At 67.3% G+C, this 18,372-nt stretch carries 17 protein-coding genes; 6 read left to right on the top strand and 11 right to left on the bottom strand.

Going from position 1 to position 18,372, the window contains the following annotated elements:
• Positions 1-2 precede the first annotated feature (2 nt).
• The 3 genes from ACYVLV_RS01360 to ACYVLV_RS01370 all read right to left on the bottom strand — a co-directional run bounded on the left by ACYVLV_RS01360 (position 3) and on the right by ACYVLV_RS01370 (position 3,080).
• Positions 3-1,358, bottom strand: a complete 1,356-nt coding sequence (locus ACYVLV_RS01360; protein ID WP_460807063.1) for a phospholipase D-like domain-containing protein — start codon at positions 1,356-1,358, stop codon at positions 3-5.
• A gap of 168 nt (positions 1,359-1,526) precedes the next feature.
• On the bottom strand, positions 1,527-1,976 hold the full coding sequence (locus ACYVLV_RS01365; protein WP_460807065.1) for a hypothetical protein: 450 nt from the start codon (positions 1,974-1,976) through the stop codon (positions 1,527-1,529).
• A 21-nt stretch (positions 1,977-1,997) separates the two neighbouring features.
• Positions 1,998-3,080 carry a hypothetical protein gene (locus ACYVLV_RS01370; protein ID WP_460807067.1) on the bottom strand — a complete coding sequence of 361 codons (1,083 nt, stop codon included), beginning with the start codon at positions 3,078-3,080 and terminating at the stop codon, positions 1,998-2,000.
• A 47-nt stretch (positions 3,081-3,127) separates the two neighbouring features.
• On the opposite strand from ACYVLV_RS01370, the gene ACYVLV_RS01375 reads away from it, so the two are divergent.
• From ACYVLV_RS01375 to ACYVLV_RS01390, 4 genes are read left to right on the top strand one after another with little or no spacing between them, the layout of a single operon-like run.
• Complete coding sequence (locus tag ACYVLV_RS01375; protein WP_460807069.1) at positions 3,128-4,387, top strand: magnesium transporter MgtE N-terminal domain-containing protein; 1,260 nt, start codon at positions 3,128-3,130, stop codon at positions 4,385-4,387.
• Positions 4,380-4,952, top strand: coding sequence for a DUF1003 domain-containing protein (locus ACYVLV_RS01380; RefSeq protein WP_460807071.1), 573 nt, complete (start codon positions 4,380-4,382; stop codon positions 4,950-4,952). Before ACYVLV_RS01375 ends, ACYVLV_RS01380 begins: the two co-directional genes overlap by 8 nt.
• 10 nt (positions 4,953-4,962) lie before the next feature.
• Positions 4,963-6,126 carry an Mrp/NBP35 family ATP-binding protein gene (locus tag ACYVLV_RS01385; RefSeq protein WP_460807072.1) on the top strand — a complete coding sequence of 388 codons (1,164 nt, stop codon included), beginning with the start codon at positions 4,963-4,965 and terminating at the stop codon, positions 6,124-6,126.
• 2 nt (positions 6,127-6,128) lie between these two features.
• Positions 6,129-6,458, top strand: a complete 330-nt coding sequence (locus ACYVLV_RS01390; RefSeq protein WP_460807075.1) for a sec-independent translocase — start codon at positions 6,129-6,131, stop codon at positions 6,456-6,458.
• Between the two features lie 32 nt (positions 6,459-6,490).
• Here the strand turns inward: ACYVLV_RS01390 and ACYVLV_RS01395 are convergent, their stop codons facing one another.
• Positions 6,491-7,063, bottom strand: a complete 573-nt coding sequence (locus ACYVLV_RS01395; protein ID WP_460807077.1) for a hypothetical protein — start codon at positions 7,061-7,063, stop codon at positions 6,491-6,493.
• Between the two features lie 128 nt (positions 7,064-7,191).
• Here ACYVLV_RS01395 and ACYVLV_RS01400 point away from each other — a divergent pair, with 128 nt between their 5' ends.
• Together ACYVLV_RS01400 and ACYVLV_RS01405 are read left to right on the top strand one after the other, a co-directional pair.
• Positions 7,192-7,815 (top strand): LysM peptidoglycan-binding domain-containing protein, encoded by a 624-nt coding sequence (locus ACYVLV_RS01400; RefSeq protein WP_460807081.1) that lies wholly within the window; start codon positions 7,192-7,194, stop codon positions 7,813-7,815.
• A 34-nt stretch (positions 7,816-7,849) separates the two neighbouring features.
• Positions 7,850-8,338 (top strand): Rv3235 family protein, encoded by a 489-nt coding sequence (locus tag ACYVLV_RS01405; protein WP_460807084.1) that lies wholly within the window; start codon positions 7,850-7,852, stop codon positions 8,336-8,338.
• A 7-nt stretch (positions 8,339-8,345) separates the two neighbouring features.
• Here the strand turns inward: ACYVLV_RS01405 and secA are convergent, their stop codons facing one another.
• From secA to mtrB, 7 genes are all read right to left on the bottom strand, one after another.
• Entirely contained in the window at positions 8,346-11,231 is a 2,886-nt protein-coding gene (gene secA, locus ACYVLV_RS01410) for a preprotein translocase subunit SecA (RefSeq protein ID WP_460807085.1), read from the bottom strand.
• 138 nt (positions 11,232-11,369) lie between these two features.
• Positions 11,370-12,563: a winged helix-turn-helix domain-containing protein gene (locus ACYVLV_RS01415; protein WP_460807087.1), complete on the bottom strand. Its 1,194-nt coding sequence runs from the start codon at positions 12,561-12,563 to the stop codon at positions 11,370-11,372.
• Positions 12,563-13,195, bottom strand: coding sequence for a response regulator (locus tag ACYVLV_RS01420; RefSeq protein WP_460807089.1), 633 nt, complete (start codon positions 13,193-13,195; stop codon positions 12,563-12,565). The genes ACYVLV_RS01415 and ACYVLV_RS01420 overlap by 1 nt, the downstream gene beginning before the upstream one ends.
• A 174-nt stretch (positions 13,196-13,369) precedes the next feature.
• Entirely contained in the window at positions 13,370-14,023 is a 654-nt protein-coding gene (hpf, locus tag ACYVLV_RS01425) for a ribosome hibernation-promoting factor, HPF/YfiA family (protein ID WP_460807090.1), read from the bottom strand.
• A 98-nt stretch (positions 14,024-14,121) separates the two neighbouring features.
• Complete coding sequence (locus ACYVLV_RS01430; protein WP_460807091.1) at positions 14,122-14,886, bottom strand: ComF family protein; 765 nt, start codon at positions 14,884-14,886, stop codon at positions 14,122-14,124.
• A 111-nt stretch (positions 14,887-14,997) separates the two neighbouring features.
• Positions 14,998-16,749, bottom strand: a complete 1,752-nt coding sequence (locus tag ACYVLV_RS01435; protein WP_460807093.1) for an LpqB family beta-propeller domain-containing protein — start codon at positions 16,747-16,749, stop codon at positions 14,998-15,000.
• A complete protein-coding gene (mtrB, locus tag ACYVLV_RS01440; protein ID WP_460807095.1) occupies positions 16,746-18,371 on the bottom strand; it encodes an MtrAB system histidine kinase MtrB in 1,626 nt (541 codons plus the stop codon). Before mtrB ends, ACYVLV_RS01435 begins: the two co-directional genes overlap by 4 nt.
• Position 18,372 lies beyond the last annotated feature (1 nt).

An 18,372-nucleotide genomic window follows, 5' to 3' on the forward strand; every position in this document is an offset into this window, starting at 1 on the left:
CTTCAGTCGACCTCGATCTTGGAGTACGGGTCCACCCCGTTGGCGATCGCCGCGGCGAGGGCCATCCGCGACCGCTGGTTGTAGCCCGGCGGGTTGCTGTAGAGGAAGTCGACCCAGTCGGCGTAGGACCGCGCGAAGCTCTCTCCGAAGATCCGCATCACGACCTCGTCGCTGGCCAACGCGACGCCGGTGTAGTTCGCAGTGCCGTTCCACACGACGTTGGCGTCGGAGCGGCCGTTGTAGACCCCGCTGACCGACATCGCCTTCATGTGGAGGTACTTGTCATAGACGCCGTCGTAGTCGAAGTCCTGGGTGATGTGGCGCATCGGCACGGGCCCACGGGAGGTGCGACGCAGGGTCTTGAGCACGTTGTTGCCGAACACGGCGTAGACGATCTTGATGTCGCAACCGTTCTGGTACATGCTGCGCAACTTCTTCGCGATGGAGAGTCCGCGCGCGCTGTGCATCGACGTCTGAGCGATCCGGATCTTCGTCCGCCCGTTGGTCCCGGTGCCGCCCGTGGCGCCCTTGCAGCGGATGTTGTTGAGCTCGCGCAACAGCGGGTCGCCGTTGGTTCCCTGGCCCTTGTAGGGGTAGAAGTACGACGTGTAGGAGCCGTGCTGGTAGGTCCGGTAGGGGCGGTTGTAGCGCTTGTCCTTGACCATCTGATTGAAGATGCCGTTGAACTCGTTGTAGATGTTGCCCTTGCCCTTGGTGGTGAACATGTCGTTCCACTGGGAGTGAGCGGCCAGGTCGGTGGCGTTGTAGGAGCCGTACATCACGATCTTGTTCGCCCGGCCGGCCTTGCTGAAGAGGAAGAACTTCGTGTGCATGATCCCACCGGGGTAGCGGCAAGAACTGGAGCACTTGCGGGCGTAGCTCTTCATGAACGGGCGGCGGTTGTTCTGGCCCTTGCGCAGTTCCCGTTTGACCCACTCGAACCCGGGGTTGGGCTTGGCTTTGCTGGCGTTGCCGCGGTCGATCAGTACGCGGACGGAGACCCCGCGATAATGCGCCCGCACCAGAGCGTTCTGGATGTCGCGGCTCTTGATGTTCCAACTGGCCATCCGGATCTGCTCACGACCCGGCACCGAGTTGATGGTGTTGATCAGGTGATTGCGGATCGAGGCCTTCGACCGCCCGAGCGGGTTGTTGAACCGCACTCCCTTGGGCGGGGTGTAGTTCTGAGGAGCCGGCTTAGGCTTGGCCGCGAACGGCACGACCTGCCCGACGGCTCCGACCGAGGTGCCCACGGAGAGTGGTGCGACCGGCGCGGCCACGGAGGGGCCGGCGCCGAGAAGGCTGACGACCAGGAACGCGGTCGCGGTGATTGCTGTGATCGTGGTGGTACGTCGCACGCCTGGGTCACTCCCCGTGTTGATGTCCTTGGGAGCCGTCCCGACCTGATCCGGAGGGAGACGACTGACGGGGAGGGGTCCGATGTCTAGTCCTCCGCGTCCGAAAAGCCTAACAGTCACTTCCGCATATGCCGCCTCGTGAAACCGATGTCACCCAGAAGGGCGAGGCTAGCCGCCGCACTGGGTCACAGCCTTCTGATAGGCCGCGCTCTCGGCGAGGCCCTCGGTCTCGTTGATCTTGTTGAACTGGGCGGCGTAGAAGCGCTCGCCGTAGGTGAACAACTTCGCTCCGAAGGCGCACCGTTCCGACTCGGCCTTGACGAAGGCATCGCCGTCGTAGCAGCCCTTGTAGGGGTCGGGCATCTGCTCATCGGCCACCCAGACCTCTGAGCACAGGGGCTCGGTGACCACTGGTTCCCCAGTCGGCTCAGTCGGCTCAGTCGGTTCGGAGGGCGACTCGCTCGCCGTGACCGACGCGGTCGGGGTCGCCTCGGATGCGGTGTCCGGTTCTGATGACCCACACGCACTGAGCAGCAGGCCCAGGGCCACCGCGCCGGCGAGAAGCCCGGGGACCCGAGGCACCTGGAGGGACGGACGGCCACCGATGCGCTGGTTCATGCCCTTCACAGTACGCCGATTTCAGCTTCGGCGCCGCCCCTGGAGTCGGTCTCTCCAGCGTGGCGTGGACCGGCCGCGAGCGATGAAGGAGCGAGCCAGATCGGCAGGGACCTCACCCTCCCGAACGTCCACGTCCGGGGGCGGGTCCCCGGGAGCTCCCGTCAGGGGCTCCCACTCGCTCAGGTCCCCGTGCACGACGTACCCCCTGCCCCGGATCTCCTCGCTCCATGCAGCGGTCACCTCATCGAGCAACGGAGCCAGGGTGTGCGGAGCCTGGGGGGACGACCCGGAGCGTGCGGCCAGCTCACCCTCCGCCCACTCGCGTTTCACGATCCGGTTGCGCTCTCCCCGCTCCAGACGGTCACCGATGGCGAGGTTCACCGCCCGCAACAGGGCGATGTCCGGGCCCGCCAGCGAGATGTTGGCGCTGCCGTCCGGTACGACGACCTCCCGGTCGTCGATCTGCGCTGCGGAACAAAATCGGCGCCAGAGCTCCAGCGGTTCGGCATCGGGCCGGGGGGCGATGACGAGGTGACCGGCTCCGGGTCCCAACCGCTCGGTCCAGCGATCCAACGCGTGCACGGCGTCCTGGGCGTGCCAGAAGTGCGGCCGGACCCCGCCGGCGTCGGGCCCGAGGTCCCGCCCGCTGTCGGAGCGCACCTGGTCGCGTTCGAAGTCGGCGAACGAGCCGGTGTGTCCGAGCTTGACCTCTTCCTGCCAATGGGCCGTGGCCTGGCGGCCCAGATCGCGTGAGGTCACCACGATTCGGACCTCGAGTCCGCTCAGCGGCTCGAGAGCCGCCCCGATCTGATCCGGGGTGGCCCCCGCCAGGACCTCGTGGCTCAGGATCGTCGTCCCTTCGAACCCTCGTGCGTGGTCGCACAGGGCCCGCCAGGTGCCTGCGATCTCTGCGGGATCGAGTCCGAACTTGGCCGCGCTCCCCCGCACCTCGACTGCTCCGTGGAAGTGGGAGCCGGGTCCCAGGAACGGGTAGGACACGCCGCGCGCCCGGAGAAGGCCCCGATTCTCCGCCAGAATTCGCTGCAGAAACGTCGTTCCGGTCTTGGGGAGACCCACGTGCAGGACGACACTCACAGGCGACATCGTGCCAGGGAACCCACGTCGTCAACCGCGACGGCTAGTTTAGGGGCGTGGCCAGCACCCCGATCCGCGTCTTCACCGCCCGCTTGGTGGGTCTGCCCATTTTCGACCCCCAGGGCGATCAGGTCGGCAAGGTGCGCGACGTCGTGGTCGCCGTGCGCAACGAGGCCAGCCAGCCGCGGGTGCTCGGTCTGGTCAGTGAGGTCTTCGGACGGCGCCGCATCTTCGTGCCGATGACCCGGGTCACGAACATCGACAGCGGGCAGGTCTACACCACCGGCCTGCTGAATATGCGGCGCTTCGAGCAACGCTCCACCGAGACGTTGGTGATCGGCCAGATGCTGGACCGCAGCGTCACCATCCGCCAGTCCGGGGTGACCGGCGTGGTGTACGACGTCGCCATGGAGCAGGCTCGCAACCGCGACTGGGTGATCAGCCGGGTCGCGGTCCAGGAACCGAGCCGCGGTTTTCGTCGTAAGGGCCAGACCCACGTTGCGGAGTGGCGTGACGTCACCGGGCTCACCCGCCCCGAGGACACCCAGGGCGCCACCCACCTGGTGGGGGCGCTGAACGAGATGCGCAACGCCGACGCCGCCAACATGCTGCACGACCTACCGATCGGGCGTCGGATCGCGGTGGCCGCCGCCCTGAACGACGAACGACTGGCTGCGGTGCTCGAGGAGATGACCGAGGAGGACCAGGTCGAGATCCTGGGCCACCTCGACACCGAACGCGCCGCCGACGTCCTCGAGGAGATGTCTCCCGACGATGCGGCCGACCTCGTGGCCGACCTACCCCCCGAGACCGCCGAACTGCTGCTCGACCTGATGGAGCCGGGCGAGGCCGAGGACATCCGTCGGATGATGTCCTACGTCGAGGACACCGCCGGGGCCATGATGACCCCCGAACCAGTGGTGTTGGGACCGGACGCCACCATCGCCGAGGCCCTGGCCCAGGTGCGGCGATCCGAGCTGACGCCTTCCCTGGCGGCGCTGGTCTACATCTGCCGACCGCCCCTGGAGACCCCCACAGGGAAGTTCCTCGGGGTGGCGCACATCCAGCGGCTCCTGCGAGAGCCACCCTCCACCCTGGTGGCCGGGGCCATGGACACCTCGATGGAGAATCTGCGGCCCCAGTCCACCATCGAGGAGGTGGCCGCCCACCTCGCGACGTACAACCTCGTGGCGGCCCCCGTGGTCGACGAGACCGGTCGGCTGCTGGGCGCGGTGACCGTCGACGACCTGCTGGACCACATGCTGCCCGACAACTGGCGCGACAAGGCGACCAGGCCAGGTGATATCCGTGACTGAGACCCCTTCCGGGTCGCGATCGGCCCGACCGTCTCGTCCGGCGCGTAGCCGCCTGGACACCCCGGCCGACACCAAGCGACACCTGGTCAAGCGCCCCGAGCTGCGCCCGGACTCCTTCGGGATCTTCGCCGAGCAGTTCGCCCGGTTCATGGGCACCGCGACGTTCTTGATCTACATGACGCTGGTGGTGACGTTGTGGATCATCTGGAACGCCGTGGCCCCCAGCGAGGCCCAGTGGGACGCCTACCCCTTCATCTTCCTGACCCTCATCCTCAGCCTCCAGGCCTCCTACGCGGCGCCGTTGATCCTCCTGGCGCAGAACCGTCAGGAGACTCGCGACAAGGTCATCGCCGAACAGGATCGCCAGGCCAACGCCCGTGCGCACGCCGACATGGAGTTCCTCGCTCGCGAGGTCGCCTCGCTACGACTCGCCGTGGGAGAGGTGGCGACCCGCGACTTCTTGCGCTCGGAACTGCGTTCCCTCCTCTCCGACCTCGAGGAGCGAAACCGCAGTGGCGATGCTCACGCGGACGGCGACTCCGATCCTCGATCACCCGCCTCCTAGACTCCCCCGTATGGCTACCCCGACCCTCGATCAGGTCAACGCCGCGTTGGCGACCGTGAACGACCCCGAGATCAAACGACCCATCACCGACCTGGGCATGGTCGACACCGTGGAGATCGATCCGGACGGACTTGTGAGGGTCACAGTCCTGCTGACCGTGGCGGGGTGCCCCCTCAAGGAGACGATCACCCGAGACGTCACCGGCGCGGTCTCCAAGGTCCCCGGGGTCACCGACGTGGACCTCACCCTGGGCGTGATGACCGCCGACCAGCGCTCGGGACTGCAGGAGACGTTGAAGGGCGGCAAGGCCGACCGTGAGATCCCGTTCGCCCAGCCCGGATCGCTGACCAAGGTCTACGCCATCGCCAGCGGCAAGGGCGGAGTCGGCAAGTCCTCGGTCACCGTGAACCTGGCCCTGTCCATGGCCAAGCAGGGGCTGTCCGTGGGCATCGTCGATGCCGACATCTACGGTCACTCCGTCCCCGCGATGCTCGGCATCGCCGATGAGCGTCCCACCCAGGTCGAGGACCTCATCATGCCCGTGCCGACCTCGTCGGGGGTTTCGGTGATCTCGATCGGCATGCTGAAGCCGCGGCGCGATCAGGTGGTGGCTTGGCGTGGACCGATGCTCGACCGAGCGTTGGTCCAGATGCTGGCCGACGTCTACTGGGGCGACATCGACGTCCTGCTGCTCGACCTCCCACCCGGCACGGGCGACGTGGCGATCTCGCTGGGTCAGCATCTGCCCGGCGCCGAGGTCGTCGTGGTCACCACTCCGCAGGAAGCAGCAGCGGAGGTCGCCGAGCGCGCCGGAACGATGGCCTCGATGATGCACCAGCGAGTGGTCGGCGTCATCGAGAACATGAGCTACCTGCCCTGCCCCCACTGCACGCCGGAGGGCAAGGACCACCGCATCGAGGTGTTCGGCAGTGGCGGCGGGGCCCGCGTCGCGGCCACGCTCTCCTCGCGGTTCGGGTATGACGTCCCGGTCCTGGGCGAGATCCCGCTCGACCTTTCCCTGCGTGAGGGCGGTGACTCCGGCAAGCCGATCGTCGACTCCGACCCGACCGCTCCCGGAGCGCTCTCGCTCGCGTCGATCGCCGACAAGTTGTCCGGTCGGGGTCGCGGACTGGCCGGCATGCAACTGGGTCTCACCCCCACCAGTAAGTTCTAGGCATGCCCGGGTTCGGAGAACTTCTCGTCATCGCCCTCGTCGCGGTGATCGTCTTCGGCCCGGATCGTCTTCCCGAGCTCGCCAAGCAGGCCGGCGGCATGGTCCGCAAGGCCCGGGACTTCGCCAACTCTGCTCGCGACGAGTTGCGCAGCGAGTTGGGTCCGGAGTACTCCGACCTGGAGTTGCGCGACCTCGACCCCCGCACCATCGTGCGCAAGCACATCATCGAAGCGATGGAGGACGCCGGCGAGGAGGAGACCCGCAAGAAGCGGCGCGGTCAGCGCGTCCTGGGTCAGGGCGAGACCCCGCCGTACGACACCGACGCGACCTGACCTGACCTGATCAGCGGGCTCTCCTGCGAGCCCTAGTGCTGCTCACTCTGGATGGCGGCGAGGCCGTTGAACGCGATCAGCACCACCCGTCCCGGCACCTCCTCCAACTCGAGGAAGTCCTGACCGACCCGGCGCACCACACCGTCGCGGATGGAACCGTCCACCCCGTGGATGACGCAACGCTCCCCGGCCTCTGCCAAGCCTCGTAGCACCGACCCCAGGCCCAACTTCGTCAGCGGCGACCAGGCGATCTCGGGAATCGCACGGGCGGAGGCGCCCACCACCGTGTCGATGTGGGTCACTGCCACGATCCACTCCGTCGTTGATCCGCTCACCCGGCACCACGAGGCGGACACCCTCTCCAACCTGCCGGTGACCGGCCCCACCCCGGTGACTCCGAGCGTCACGTCGTGGCCGACCGAGGCCATCAGCCGGCCCGCGAGGGTGACCTGTTGGTATTCGGCGCGGCTGCGATCCGCCAACTCCGGGACGCGCTCGGTCGCGTAGAGGGCCTCTGCCTGTTGTTCCAGGTCGTCGAGGAACGCGAAGAGCGCGGCGTCCTCCCCTTGTGGTGTCGGCGGGTCGGGGCCGTCGTCGTGGCTCACGAGCGAAGTCTAGGACGCCGTCACCACAGAACGAGGACGGCCGGGCCGCCTGTGGATGAACCCTTGACGAACTGCGTCAAACATTCTTAAATGACGCAAACATACGCAAACGCAAGGTTCTGACTCAGATGGATTCTCTTTTCTGCACCTCCCGCACCTCCCGCCTCCGTGCCGTGATGCTGTGGACCTTCAGCACGGCGAGCCTCGCGGTCCTTCTGCGATGGCTGGTCGGTGATCTCGTGTCCTCCTCGCCCCCGGCGTCCTTCGATGCCGCTCTGGTGAGCGCCTGCATGGTGGCGATCGGACTCTGCGCCGTGTGGGCCTGGTTGGTGGTCGGTGTCGTGGTCCTCGAGATCGTCCGCCGCTCGTCGGGCACCACCCCGGGAGTGCCGACCTGGGCCCGAGGCCTGGTGTTGATGACCTGCGGTGTCGCCGCAGTCGGACTCGCCTCACCAGCCGGAGCGGCCGAGGACATCGATCTCGACGGGCTCCCGATGCCCGATCGGGCCAGCGGAGGCTTCCTCGCCGAGACGGTGCGCCCTGTCCTTCGCGCTGCTCGCCCTCCCGCTGCGGGAGGGACAGAGACCACTACTCATCGGGTGACCGCGGGCGAATCGCTGTGGTCCATCGCCGAGGGCGAGCTCGGTGACCCGGCTCGCTGGACCGAGATCTATGACCTGAACAGGGGACGCATCGGTGCCGACCCCGACTTCATCGAGATCGCTCAACGACTCGACCTCCCCCACCAATGACCCAACGATGACCGAGCGAGCCAGGAGACCGACCATGCCCAGCAGCCAGACCCACCACCCCGAGGTCGTCCCGATCCGGATGTCGATCCCCCTGGCCAGCACCCAGGGCACTCTCGCCCTCGATCTACAACCTCGACTCGACCCACCGTCGGCCCCGGTGGTCCATCTGCGCTCCGAAAGCGGCGACCTCGACGCCTGGACCCGCCGGTTCGCGCAGGCCGTCGTCGAGATCGTCGGAGGCGACCGCCCCGCCTCTCAACTGCTGCGGTGGACCGATCGCGACGTCTACCTCGATCTGCGCCGACGGGCGGTGCTCGTCGCCCGGGCCGGCGCGCACACTCCGGCCGCGGCCAGGGTCCAGTCGCCCTGCCCGCGCGTCGAAAGTGTGCACTCGACCCACATCTCCGAGGAGATCATCGAGACCTGCATCCGGATCCGCTACGGGCAACGCTCACGGGCCATCGCCGCCCGCTTCGAGCACCGCAACCACGGCCTGGTCTGCACCGCCTTGGAGTTTGCCTGAGCAGACCTCAGCCGTTGGACCGTGCCGTCAGACCTGTCGGGCCGCCGGGGCGGCCGTGACACATCTTGTACTTCTTGCCGGACCCACACGGGCACTGGGCGTTGCGGCCCACGTCGGCGAACTCGTCGTCGGCGTTGGTGACGGTGGTCCCCTTGGCTGGACCCTCGGTGCGGACTTCGGCGTCGTCCTCCGCACCCACCGCTGAGACACCCTCGCGCGGCGCCGAGTAGGTCAGGCTGCCCTGTTTCTTCGGCACCTCCAGGCCCTTGGCGTGGATGTGCGGGGTGTTCGCCTGACGGGTGACCTCGGACATGTCCCGAGCCAGCGGCTCGACAACCTCAGGGTCTTCCTCGTCTTCGCCGTCGAAAAGGAATCCACCGGAAACGTCGTCGTCCTCGTCCACGCTGACCTCGAGGTTGAACAGGAACCCGACGGCCTCTTCCTTGATGCCGTCCATCATGGCGGCGAACATGTCGAAGCCCTCGCGCTGGTACTCCACCAAGGGGTCGCGCTGGGAGTAGGCACGCAGGTAGATGCCCTCGCGCAGGTAGTCCATCTCGTAGAGGTGTTCACGCCACTTGCGGTCGAGCACGGACAGCAGCACCCGGCGCTCGAGCTCACGCATGACCTCGGAGCCCATCTCGGCCTCGCGGGCGTCGTACGCCGCGTGGGCGTCGGCCTGCAGTAGCTCGATGAGCTCGGACTTGTCGAGGTTCGCCTTGTCTCCGGCTTCCTCCACCAACGCCTCGTAGGACAACGAGACCGGCCAGATCAGACGCAGGTCGATCCAGAGCTGCTCGAGATCCCATTCCTCGGAGAACTCCAGGAGAGAGCCGGTGACGTAGCCGGTGACCACGTCGTCCAAGAAGGTGCTGATCTGCTCCTTGAGGTCGGCGCCCTCGAGCACCTCACGGCGCTCGCCGTAGATCACCTGCCGTTGGCGGTCCATCACGTCGTCGTACTTCAGGACGTTCTTGCGGGACTCGAAGTTCTGCGACTCGACCTGGCCCTGGGCGTTGGCGATGGCGCTGGTGACCCGCTTGTTCTCGATCGGGACGTCGTCGGGGATCTTGAGGACCTGCAGCACGCGATCCACCCAGTCGGACTTGAACAGGCGCATCAGCTCGTCCTCGAGGGAGAGGTAGAAGCGCGACTCCCCCGGGTCTCCCTGTCGCCCGGAACGACCACGGAGTTGGTTGTCGATCCGGCGGGACTCGTGGCGCTCGGTGCCCACGACGTAGAGGCCACCGAGCTCGCGGACCTCATCGTGTTCGGCGCCGACCTGGGCCTTGATCTTCTCGATCATGCCGGGCCAGGCGTCGTCGTACTCCTCGGCGGTCTCGCCGGCGGGCTCCAGGCCCATCTTGCGCAACTCCGCGTCGGCGAGGAACTCCACCGACCCACCGAGCATGATGTCGGTGCCTCGACCCGCCATGTTGGTCGCGACCGTCACCGCTCCCTTGTGGCCGGCCATGGCGACGATCTTCGCCTCGTCGGCGTGCACCTTGGCGTTCAACACGTGGTGAGGGATCTGGTGCTTCTTCAACAGGCTGGCGAGGTACTCGGACTTCTGCACCGAGACGGTTCCGATCAGTACGGGCTGACCGGCCCGGTGACGCTCGGCGATGTCCTCGGCCACGGCGTCGTACTTCGCTTCTTCGGTGCGGTAGACGAGGTCGGCCTGATCCTTGCGGACCATCTCGCGGTTCGTCGGGATCGGCACGACGCCGAGCTTGTAGATCTTGTCGAACTCCGACGCCTCGGTCATGGCCGTACCGGTCATTCCGGAGAGCTTGCCGTAGAGACGGAAGTAGTTCTGCAGGGTGACCGTGGCCAGGGTTTGGTACTCCTCGCGGACGGTCACGCCCTCCTTGGCCTCGATCGCCTGGTGCAGCCCGTCGTTGTAGCGACGTCCGGCCAACATCCGACCGGTGTGCTCATCGACGATGAGGACCTCGCCGTTCATGACGACGTACTCCTTGTCGTTGCGGAACAGCTCCTTGGCCTTGATCGAGTTGTTGAGGAACGAGATCAGCGGTGTGTTCACCGACTCGTAGAGGTTCTCGATGCCGAGGTGGTCCTCGACCTTGGTGATGCCGGGCTCCAGCACGCTGATGGTGCGCTTCTTCTCGTCGACCTCGTAGTCGACGTCCACATTGAGCTTGCTGACGATCTTGGCGAACTCGCCGTACCACTTGACCTCGTCCTCGGTGGGCCCCGAGATGATCAGCGGTGTCCGCGCCTCGTCGATGAGGATCGAGTCGACCTCGTCGACCACGGAGAAGTTGTGTCCGCGCTGTACGCACTCCTCGATCGAGCCGGCCATGTTGTCGCGCAGGTAGTCGAAGCCGAGCTCGTTGTTGGTGCCGTAGGTGATGTCGCAGGCGTAGGCCACGCGACGCTCGGCCGGGCGCATGTGCGGCATGATCACACCGACGGTCATCCCGAGGAAGTGGTGGATCCGGCCCATCTGCTCGGACTGGAACTTCGCGAGGTAGTCGTTGACGGTGACCACGTGGACACCCTTGCCGGAGATGGCGTTGAGGTAGGAGGGAAGCGTCGCGACCAGGGTTTTGCCCTCACCGGTCTTCATCTCGGCGATGTTGCCCAGGTGCAGCGCCGCGCCACCCATGATCTGGACGTCGAAGGGGCGCATCCCGGTCACGCGCTTGGAGGCCTCGCGCACCGTGGCGAACGCTTCCGGCATCAGGTCATCGAGACTCTCGCCATCGGCGTGCCGCTGCTTGAACTCCGCGGTCATCCCCTGGAGCTCCTCGTCGCTCATCGCGACGAAGTCGTCCTCGATGGCGTTGACAGCCTTCGCGATGGTCTCCAACTGGCGGAGGATCTTGCCCTCTCCGATGCGGAGAAGGCGGTCGATGATGACGGGCACGAGTGGTGACTCCTGGGTTGGGGCGCGGCGATCCGGTGGAATCGGCCGGTGGCCCACGACGGGCCTCGTTCCAGCATAACGAGCCACCCCGGCCGGAGGTTCCTCGGCGGGTCGGTCTGTGTCCACGGGGAGCTCGGGCTAGAGGTGGCGGGCCAGTTCCTCGGCCAGGTCACCGCGCGGGTGGACCTCGATCGAGTCCGATCCCAACCAGCCGGCCATGCGCTTCAACTCCTCGCTCAGCTCCGCGGCGGTGCGTCGAGGAGCACCGTCCTCGGCGTAGGCACCCAGGACCCGCAGTCGACCGCTCGCCCGATCGGCCTTGAGGTCGACCCGAGCCACCAACTCGTCGTCCAACAGGAAAGGCAGCACGTAGTAGCCGTGGATCCGTTTCGCGGCCGGGGTGTAGATCTCGATCCGGTAGCGGAAGTCGAAGAGCCGCTCGGCCCGCTCGCGCTCCCAGACCACAGGGTCGAACGGACTCAACAGGGCTCGCGCCGTGACCTTCCTGGGGATTCGCGCCTGCGGCCAGAGGTACGCCGACCGGTTCCAGCCCTCGACCTGGACCGGCACCAGCTCGGCTCGGGCGACCAGACGGTCGATCGCCGCCTGCGCCGGGGCGGTCCTCATCCGGTAGTAGTCGGCCAGGCAGCGGACCGTCCCCACCCCGTGGGACCGCGCCGCGCGGCGGATGAGTTCGTCATCGGCCGCTTCGACCGAGGGGGTCGGTGCGTGAAGGAACTCGGCGGGGATGACCCGCTCGGGAAGGTCGTAGCGGACCTCGAACTGCCGATTCCGTCCCGCCACGGCAACGTCACCCACCATGTAGAGGTAGTCGAGCGCTCGACGCGTCGCGGACCAGTTCCAGCCCCAGTGCTCCTTGGTCCGGGGAAGGCCCTCGTCCAGGTCGCGCGCCGTGCTGGCCCCGCGATCGGCGATCTGACTCATCAGCCCATCGGCCAGGTCAGGAGTGACCTCGGTGCCCCACCACTTGTGGGACTGGGTGCGGTAGGACTCCATCCGGTGACGCATGACCGGCCAGAGGTCGACCGGCATGAAGGCCTGCACGTGGGCCCAGTACTCCACCAGCCGCCGGGGTCTTTGCTCCGCGGCACGGCGCAGCAGGTCGACGTCGTAGGGACCCATTCGTGAGTAGAGCGGCATGAAGTGCGCCCGCTGCAACACGTTGACCGAGTCCACCTGGAGAACACCGGTGCGGTCGACGGTGCGCTGCAGGGTGCGCAGCGTCGGCGTCTGATGCGCCGGGTCGAGGAACCCCTGAGCCGCGAGGGCGATGCGACGGGCCTGCGGGCGGGTGAGTCGGACCGGTGGCACTACGGAAGTTCGAGCAGCTTCTCTCGGACCGCGAACATCACGGCTTCCATCCGCGAGTGGAGCTGCAGTTTCTCCAGCATGTTGCGCACATGGTTCTTCACGGTGTTCTCGCTGATGAACAACCGGGCCGCAATCTCCTTGTTGCTGTGGCCGTGGGCCACCAGGCGGAGGACATCGAGTTCCCGCTCCGTCAGGCGGAGGTTGGGGCCCTGTTCCCGCTCCGGGCGGGACATCTGCTTGAACTCATCGATCAACTTGACCGCCATCGAGGGGCTGATCAGTGACTGACCTTCGGCCACGACCCGCACCGCCTGGGCCACCTCGTCGATCGAGGAGTCCTTCAGGAGGTAACCCGAGGCGCCGTTCTTGACCGCCTCGTAGAGGTCGGCCTCCTCGTCGGAGACCGTCAACATGATGATCTTGGCGCTCGGGACGACCTCTTTGATGGCCACGCAGGCTTCGATCCCGGATCGCTTCGGCATCCGCACGTCCAGCAGCACGACATCGGGCGCGGCGGTCTGGGCGAGGTTGGTTCCCTCGACCCCGTCGTTGGCCTCACCGACGACCTCGATGCCGGGTTCGACGGACAGGAGCATGGTCAGGCCGCGTCGAAAGAGCTCCTGATCATCCACGACCAATACGCGGACGGGTTCTTCTGGGACTCCCGACATGGCCCAATCATGGCACGAAATGACCATTGCGTGTAGTCACGTCCAGCCCGGAGTCGGGCGTCATCGAGAGCATCGGTCGCCCAAGAACTAGCCAGGCGCATGGCCCTCATGGGCCATACGCCTGGCTAGATGTGATCAGTCAGATCCGAGGTCGAGCGAGATGACTCCGTAGTCGTAGCCGCGACGTCGGTAGACGCAGGCGGGTCGCTCGCTCTCCTTGTCGACGAAGAGGTAGAAGTCGTGTCCCACCAGCTCCATCTCGTAGAGCGCCTGATCCAAGGTCATCGGGGATGCCGGGTGGGTCTTCTCGCGCACCACCAGAGGACCGTCGCCGATGACGGTGATGGGGCCGACGCGATGCTCCTGCGTCTCCTCCTGCTCTTCTCGGGCGTGGGCCTGAGCCACTCCCTCGACCGTGACAGGTTCGTCCAGCATCGGCATGTCGGCCAGAGCCTGGCCCACCGACTGGGGCGCGTGTCGTCCACGGTGGACGCGGCGGCGGTCGGCCGCTCGACGCATCTGGGTGGCCATCTTGTCCAGGGCCAGGTCCAGGGCGGCCATCTTGTCGTCGGCCGATGCTTCAGCCCGGATAACCGGGCCCTTGGAGAATGCCGTCAACTCGACGTGCACCGCCCGGTCATGCTGGCGGGGGTTGGGTTCACAATCCACCTCCACATGTACGCGAATGATGCGGTGGTCGTGCTTCTCGAGTTTGCTCAGCTTCTCCGTCGCGTGATCCCTGAATCGATCAGTGATCTCGCAGTTTCGTCCGGTGGCAACTACTTCCATGTGAACCTCCCGTTGAACGAGTTGGTTAACCCTGTGTCGAAGGTAGTCCGTGGTCGCACCGGAAGAAAGGAAATCGCCAGAAGTCGGGACCTTCGTCCTCACATCCGTGACCGCCGGCGCGTGGCGGCGACGGTTGCGACGGCGCAGACCTCGACACCCGCACAGAGCAGGGCTCGTTGTGCCTCGCGTGCGGTCGCTCCCGTCGTGAGGACGTCGTCGCACACCACGGTCATCGTTCGGCTGGGTCGCGCCGTGGACGTGAGGAGGCGCCGGGCAGCGCGTTCTCCCACCTGCATCGAACCGTGCATGTTGCGTGCCCGGGCCTCGGCGTCGAGTCCGGACTGATCGGCCAAGCCGCGCCCGGGCGCCAACACCGGGGTGCAGCGGGCAGTCCAGCCGGAGGCTGCCAGAGCGTGGGTGGCGTGGCGGACGATGCTCAGCATCGGGTCGTGGCCCCGGGCCCGCACACTGGCGCGCCGCGAGGGCACCGGCACCAGCCGCACGTCGATGCCTGGGCCACCGCCACGAAGACCGGGCAGTGTCTCCCGGGCCGGCCCCTGCTGGGCCGCCCTCTCCTTGACCGCGGCGGCCACCGAGAGGGCCAGCAGGTGCCCCAGCGGACGCCCGAGCGCGAGAAGCCCGCGTTCCTTGTGGCCGAGCACCATGGCCCGGACGACGCAGGCGTACTCCGCCACGGCGTACGGCGGCACGAGGCCCTCGGGGATGGGAGTCGGCCAGGCCAGGAAGGGCTCGGCACCGACCGTACTCAGGCAGGGCTGACAGATTGCGGCACCGCCAGCCGCGCATCCCACACACCGTCCACCCAGGAACAGGTCGACCGGTGCCTCCCATGCTGAACTCATGGGACCATCAGACCCCAGCGGTGGGGAGCAGCCATCGATCCAACGATCGACCTGTGGACCAGCAGGGGCAACCGGTCAGTTGTGCAGATCCGACGGGTCGGGCTGGCCGGGTCAGCCGACGTACTGAACGGCGCTGACGCCGGGGTCGAGGGTCACCAGGATGGGACGCCCGACCTCGACCAGCCCCTCCTTGGTGCGGACGTAGCCCACGGTGTCGGAGGCGGGCGACCCGACCAGTTCCCGAGCCGGACCGTTGACCGAACTACTGCGCATCTCGAGTCCCGTGGGTGCTCCGTCGACCGCGACCGTGAGGGCCTCGAACAGATCCCCGGTGATCGGGCTCAGCAATGCGATGGAAGTCGGAGTCGACCACCCCAGATCGACGACCCGGAGTCGTTCGCTGTCGTCGAACACCAACGAACGGGAGGGCGTGGCCCGCAGGATTCTTCCGTTCTCGCTGGTGCGTAGACGGCTGACCCGGACCTCGTCGATGCCCTTGCTGCGTACGACGGCGACGAACCTGGTCGCATCGCGCGAGACCAGGAAGTGCCGCACCTGTCGGTGAGTGATCCCGGGGATCTCGACCGGGACGGGACGGTCGTCGACCAGGTAGCTGATCTCCGCGCCGTTGGCGGTCTGATCGACCAGCCATAGGCGATCGGTGAGGTCGTAGGCAGGGGGCAACAGGTCGACAGCCCCGCTGAGTACCTCCTTGACCGTCTCGGCGCCCGTTCCGACCGTTTGAGCCACCGGGCCCACCAGGACCGAGGCCCCTGCGCCGGTAACCCCGGCAATCGTGCTCCCATCGGGGTTGACCGCCATCGACTCGAGTCCAAGGACCTGTTGCCCGAACGGACCGCTCACTACCGACAGGTCCTCCGCAGACCCCGAGACCACCAGGCCGTCCTGCACCCCGAAGAGCAGCGAACTGGACTGATACCCCGTGGGGTCGTATCGGCCCGCCCCGCTCACGGGAAACTCGGTGATGCCTCCGGGCAGGCGAACGTCCTGGCCACCGATGGTGATGGTGAACGCGGTGATGCTGGGTTCCTGGCGCAGGGTCCAGGCGAACTGGGCCACCATGCGCTCCACCGTCTCGGCGTCGGGAAGGACCGATTCGCCCACCAACGCGATGTCCGCGACACCGTCACGCGAGACCGGAACCGACAGTCCCACCCCGAGTCGCGAGGGGACGAAGGTGCGACCGCTGGCCCCCAGATCGGCCGGCGGCCCGGCCAGGAGACCGTCGATGAGGCTGGTGGCCATCTGTTCCCCACGGGGGACGAAAATCGGCTCCGGGACGAGGAACTCGGCGTTCCGATCGAAGAAGTACAAGGACACCTGCTCGTAGCGGGACTCGAACCAGGTGGCGGACACGATCAGTGCGTCGATCGGGTCGGCGATGCGGATCTCGCCGCTTTCCTCGACCATCTCGAACTGCAGGGTCTGTTGGCTGGGGGGCAGCACCCCCTGCCACGCTCCCCGACGGTCCAACCGATCGGGATCGGTCATGGACACCGACACCGTGCGGCCGATGACGTCCGGAGAGCCCAACCCGTCGTGGACGATCGTGCTGCGCTCCGGGTCCCAGGTGCTCTGCGCACCCGCGCTCAGGAACTGACGAGCCACATCGACCCGCACCGGCGAGGCCTCCATCGCGTCCAGGAAACCTGCAGCGATGTCTGGGGCCGACGCACCTTGACGCGGTGGCGCCGGGTCGATCGACATAGGCCGCTCGGCATCAGGGCTGCTGTCGACCCGGGTCTCCACCACCGGCCCGCCTTCCGGCAGACCGCTACAACCGCTGGCGCCGATGAGAGTCACGGCGGCGAGCAGGCAGGCGGCGATCTGACGTCGCTTCATCGGGGTGCTCCCGCATCCATGATCTCGCTCGCGTCCGAGGGCACCAGCGGCAACGGGCTGTGCCGCAACGCCTCGCCTGCCCGTCGAGGAAGGGTGAGGCGGAACTGGGCGCCCTCGCCGGGGCGACCCCAGGCCTGAAGCCACCCGCCGTGCAGATGGGTGTCCTCCAGAGCGATGGAGAGCCCGAGGCCGGTTCCACCGCTGGTGCGGGCTCGGGCCGGGTCTGCGCGCCAGAACCGGTTGAACACCATGGTGGAGTCGCCGGGTTGCAGACCGACTCCGTAGTCACGCACCGCGATCGCGGCTGCGTCCGCTTCGGCAGCGAGGAGGACCACCACGTCGTCCCCGCCGGTGGCCGCGTGGTCGATGGCGTTGGTGACGAGATTGCGCACGATCCGCTCCACCCGCCGTACGTCGGCCTCCGCGATACACGGCTCGCTGGGCGAATCGATCACGACACGCACCCCCCGCTGGGCCGCCAGGGCCTCGGTCGCGGCGACCACCCGGTGGGCCACATCGACCAGGTTGACGTCCTCGGCCTCCAGGACGGCGGCACCGGCGTCGAAGCGGCTGATCTCCAACAGGTCCACCAGCAACGTCTCGAACCGGTCCAACTCGTTCTGCAACAGTTCCGCGGCGCGGGCCGAGGTCGGGTCGAAACCGGAGCGAGCGTCGTGGAGGACGTCGCTGGCCATGCGTACGGTCGTGAGCGGGGTGCGCAGTTCGTGAGAGACGTCGGAGACGAAGCGGCGCTGGACCCGGCTGAGTTCCTCGAGCTGTCGGATCTGCCGCTGCAGACTGGTCGCCATCTGGTTGAACGAGGTCGCAAGCCGAGCCAGGTCGTCCTCGCCGGAGACGCGGAGCCGTTCTTGGAGTTGTCCTGCTGCGAGTCGCTCGGCGACGCGTCGGGCCAGCCTGATGGGTGTGACGACCTGCCGCGTCACCAACCACGCGACTCCTGCCACCAGGAACACCAGGAGCACCGCGGCGGTCAGCAGGGCCCTGGTCACCAGGGCAAGGGTCTCGGCCTCCTGCTCCATGGGGAAGAGGAAGTAGAGCGTGTAGACGCCCCCGTCTGCGGGGAGGTTCACCTGCGACCCCACGGCGACGCCGGGCTCGCGGCGTACGGCACCAGTGGCGGCGTCGCGGGTCACGATGCTGGTGTAGGTCCACGCCGAGGGAGCGATCTGGGCGAAGTGATCCTCCAGCTTGACCGGCACACTGCCCAGGTCGATGCCCTTGGTGTACTCCGCACCGCCGTCGGCGAGCCGGTCGCCGCTCCCGACCGGTCCACCCAGCACGACGCTGAAGCCGCGGGTCTCCCCCCGTTGGATGATCGGTTCGGCCAACTCCCGCTGTTGTCGGGTGGCGATCTCGGTTCCCGAGGCCGCGGCGAGGGCGGCCTCGGCCTCCTCGGTCTCGTTGCTCGCTTCGGCCACGACCGCTCGGACCCGGTTGTCCAGGAGACCTTCACGAGTCTGGCTCAGGAGCAGACCGCCCACCCCTGCGACGACCAGGGTCGACAACAGCAGTGTGCTCGCCACGACCCGCGCCTGGATGGACCGCCGCCAGAACGTGAGTCCTCTGCGGAGGCCACCCCGGGCCGCACCGCGGCTCTTCACC

The sequence above is a fragment of the Nocardioides salsibiostraticola genome, assembly GCF_054783655.1.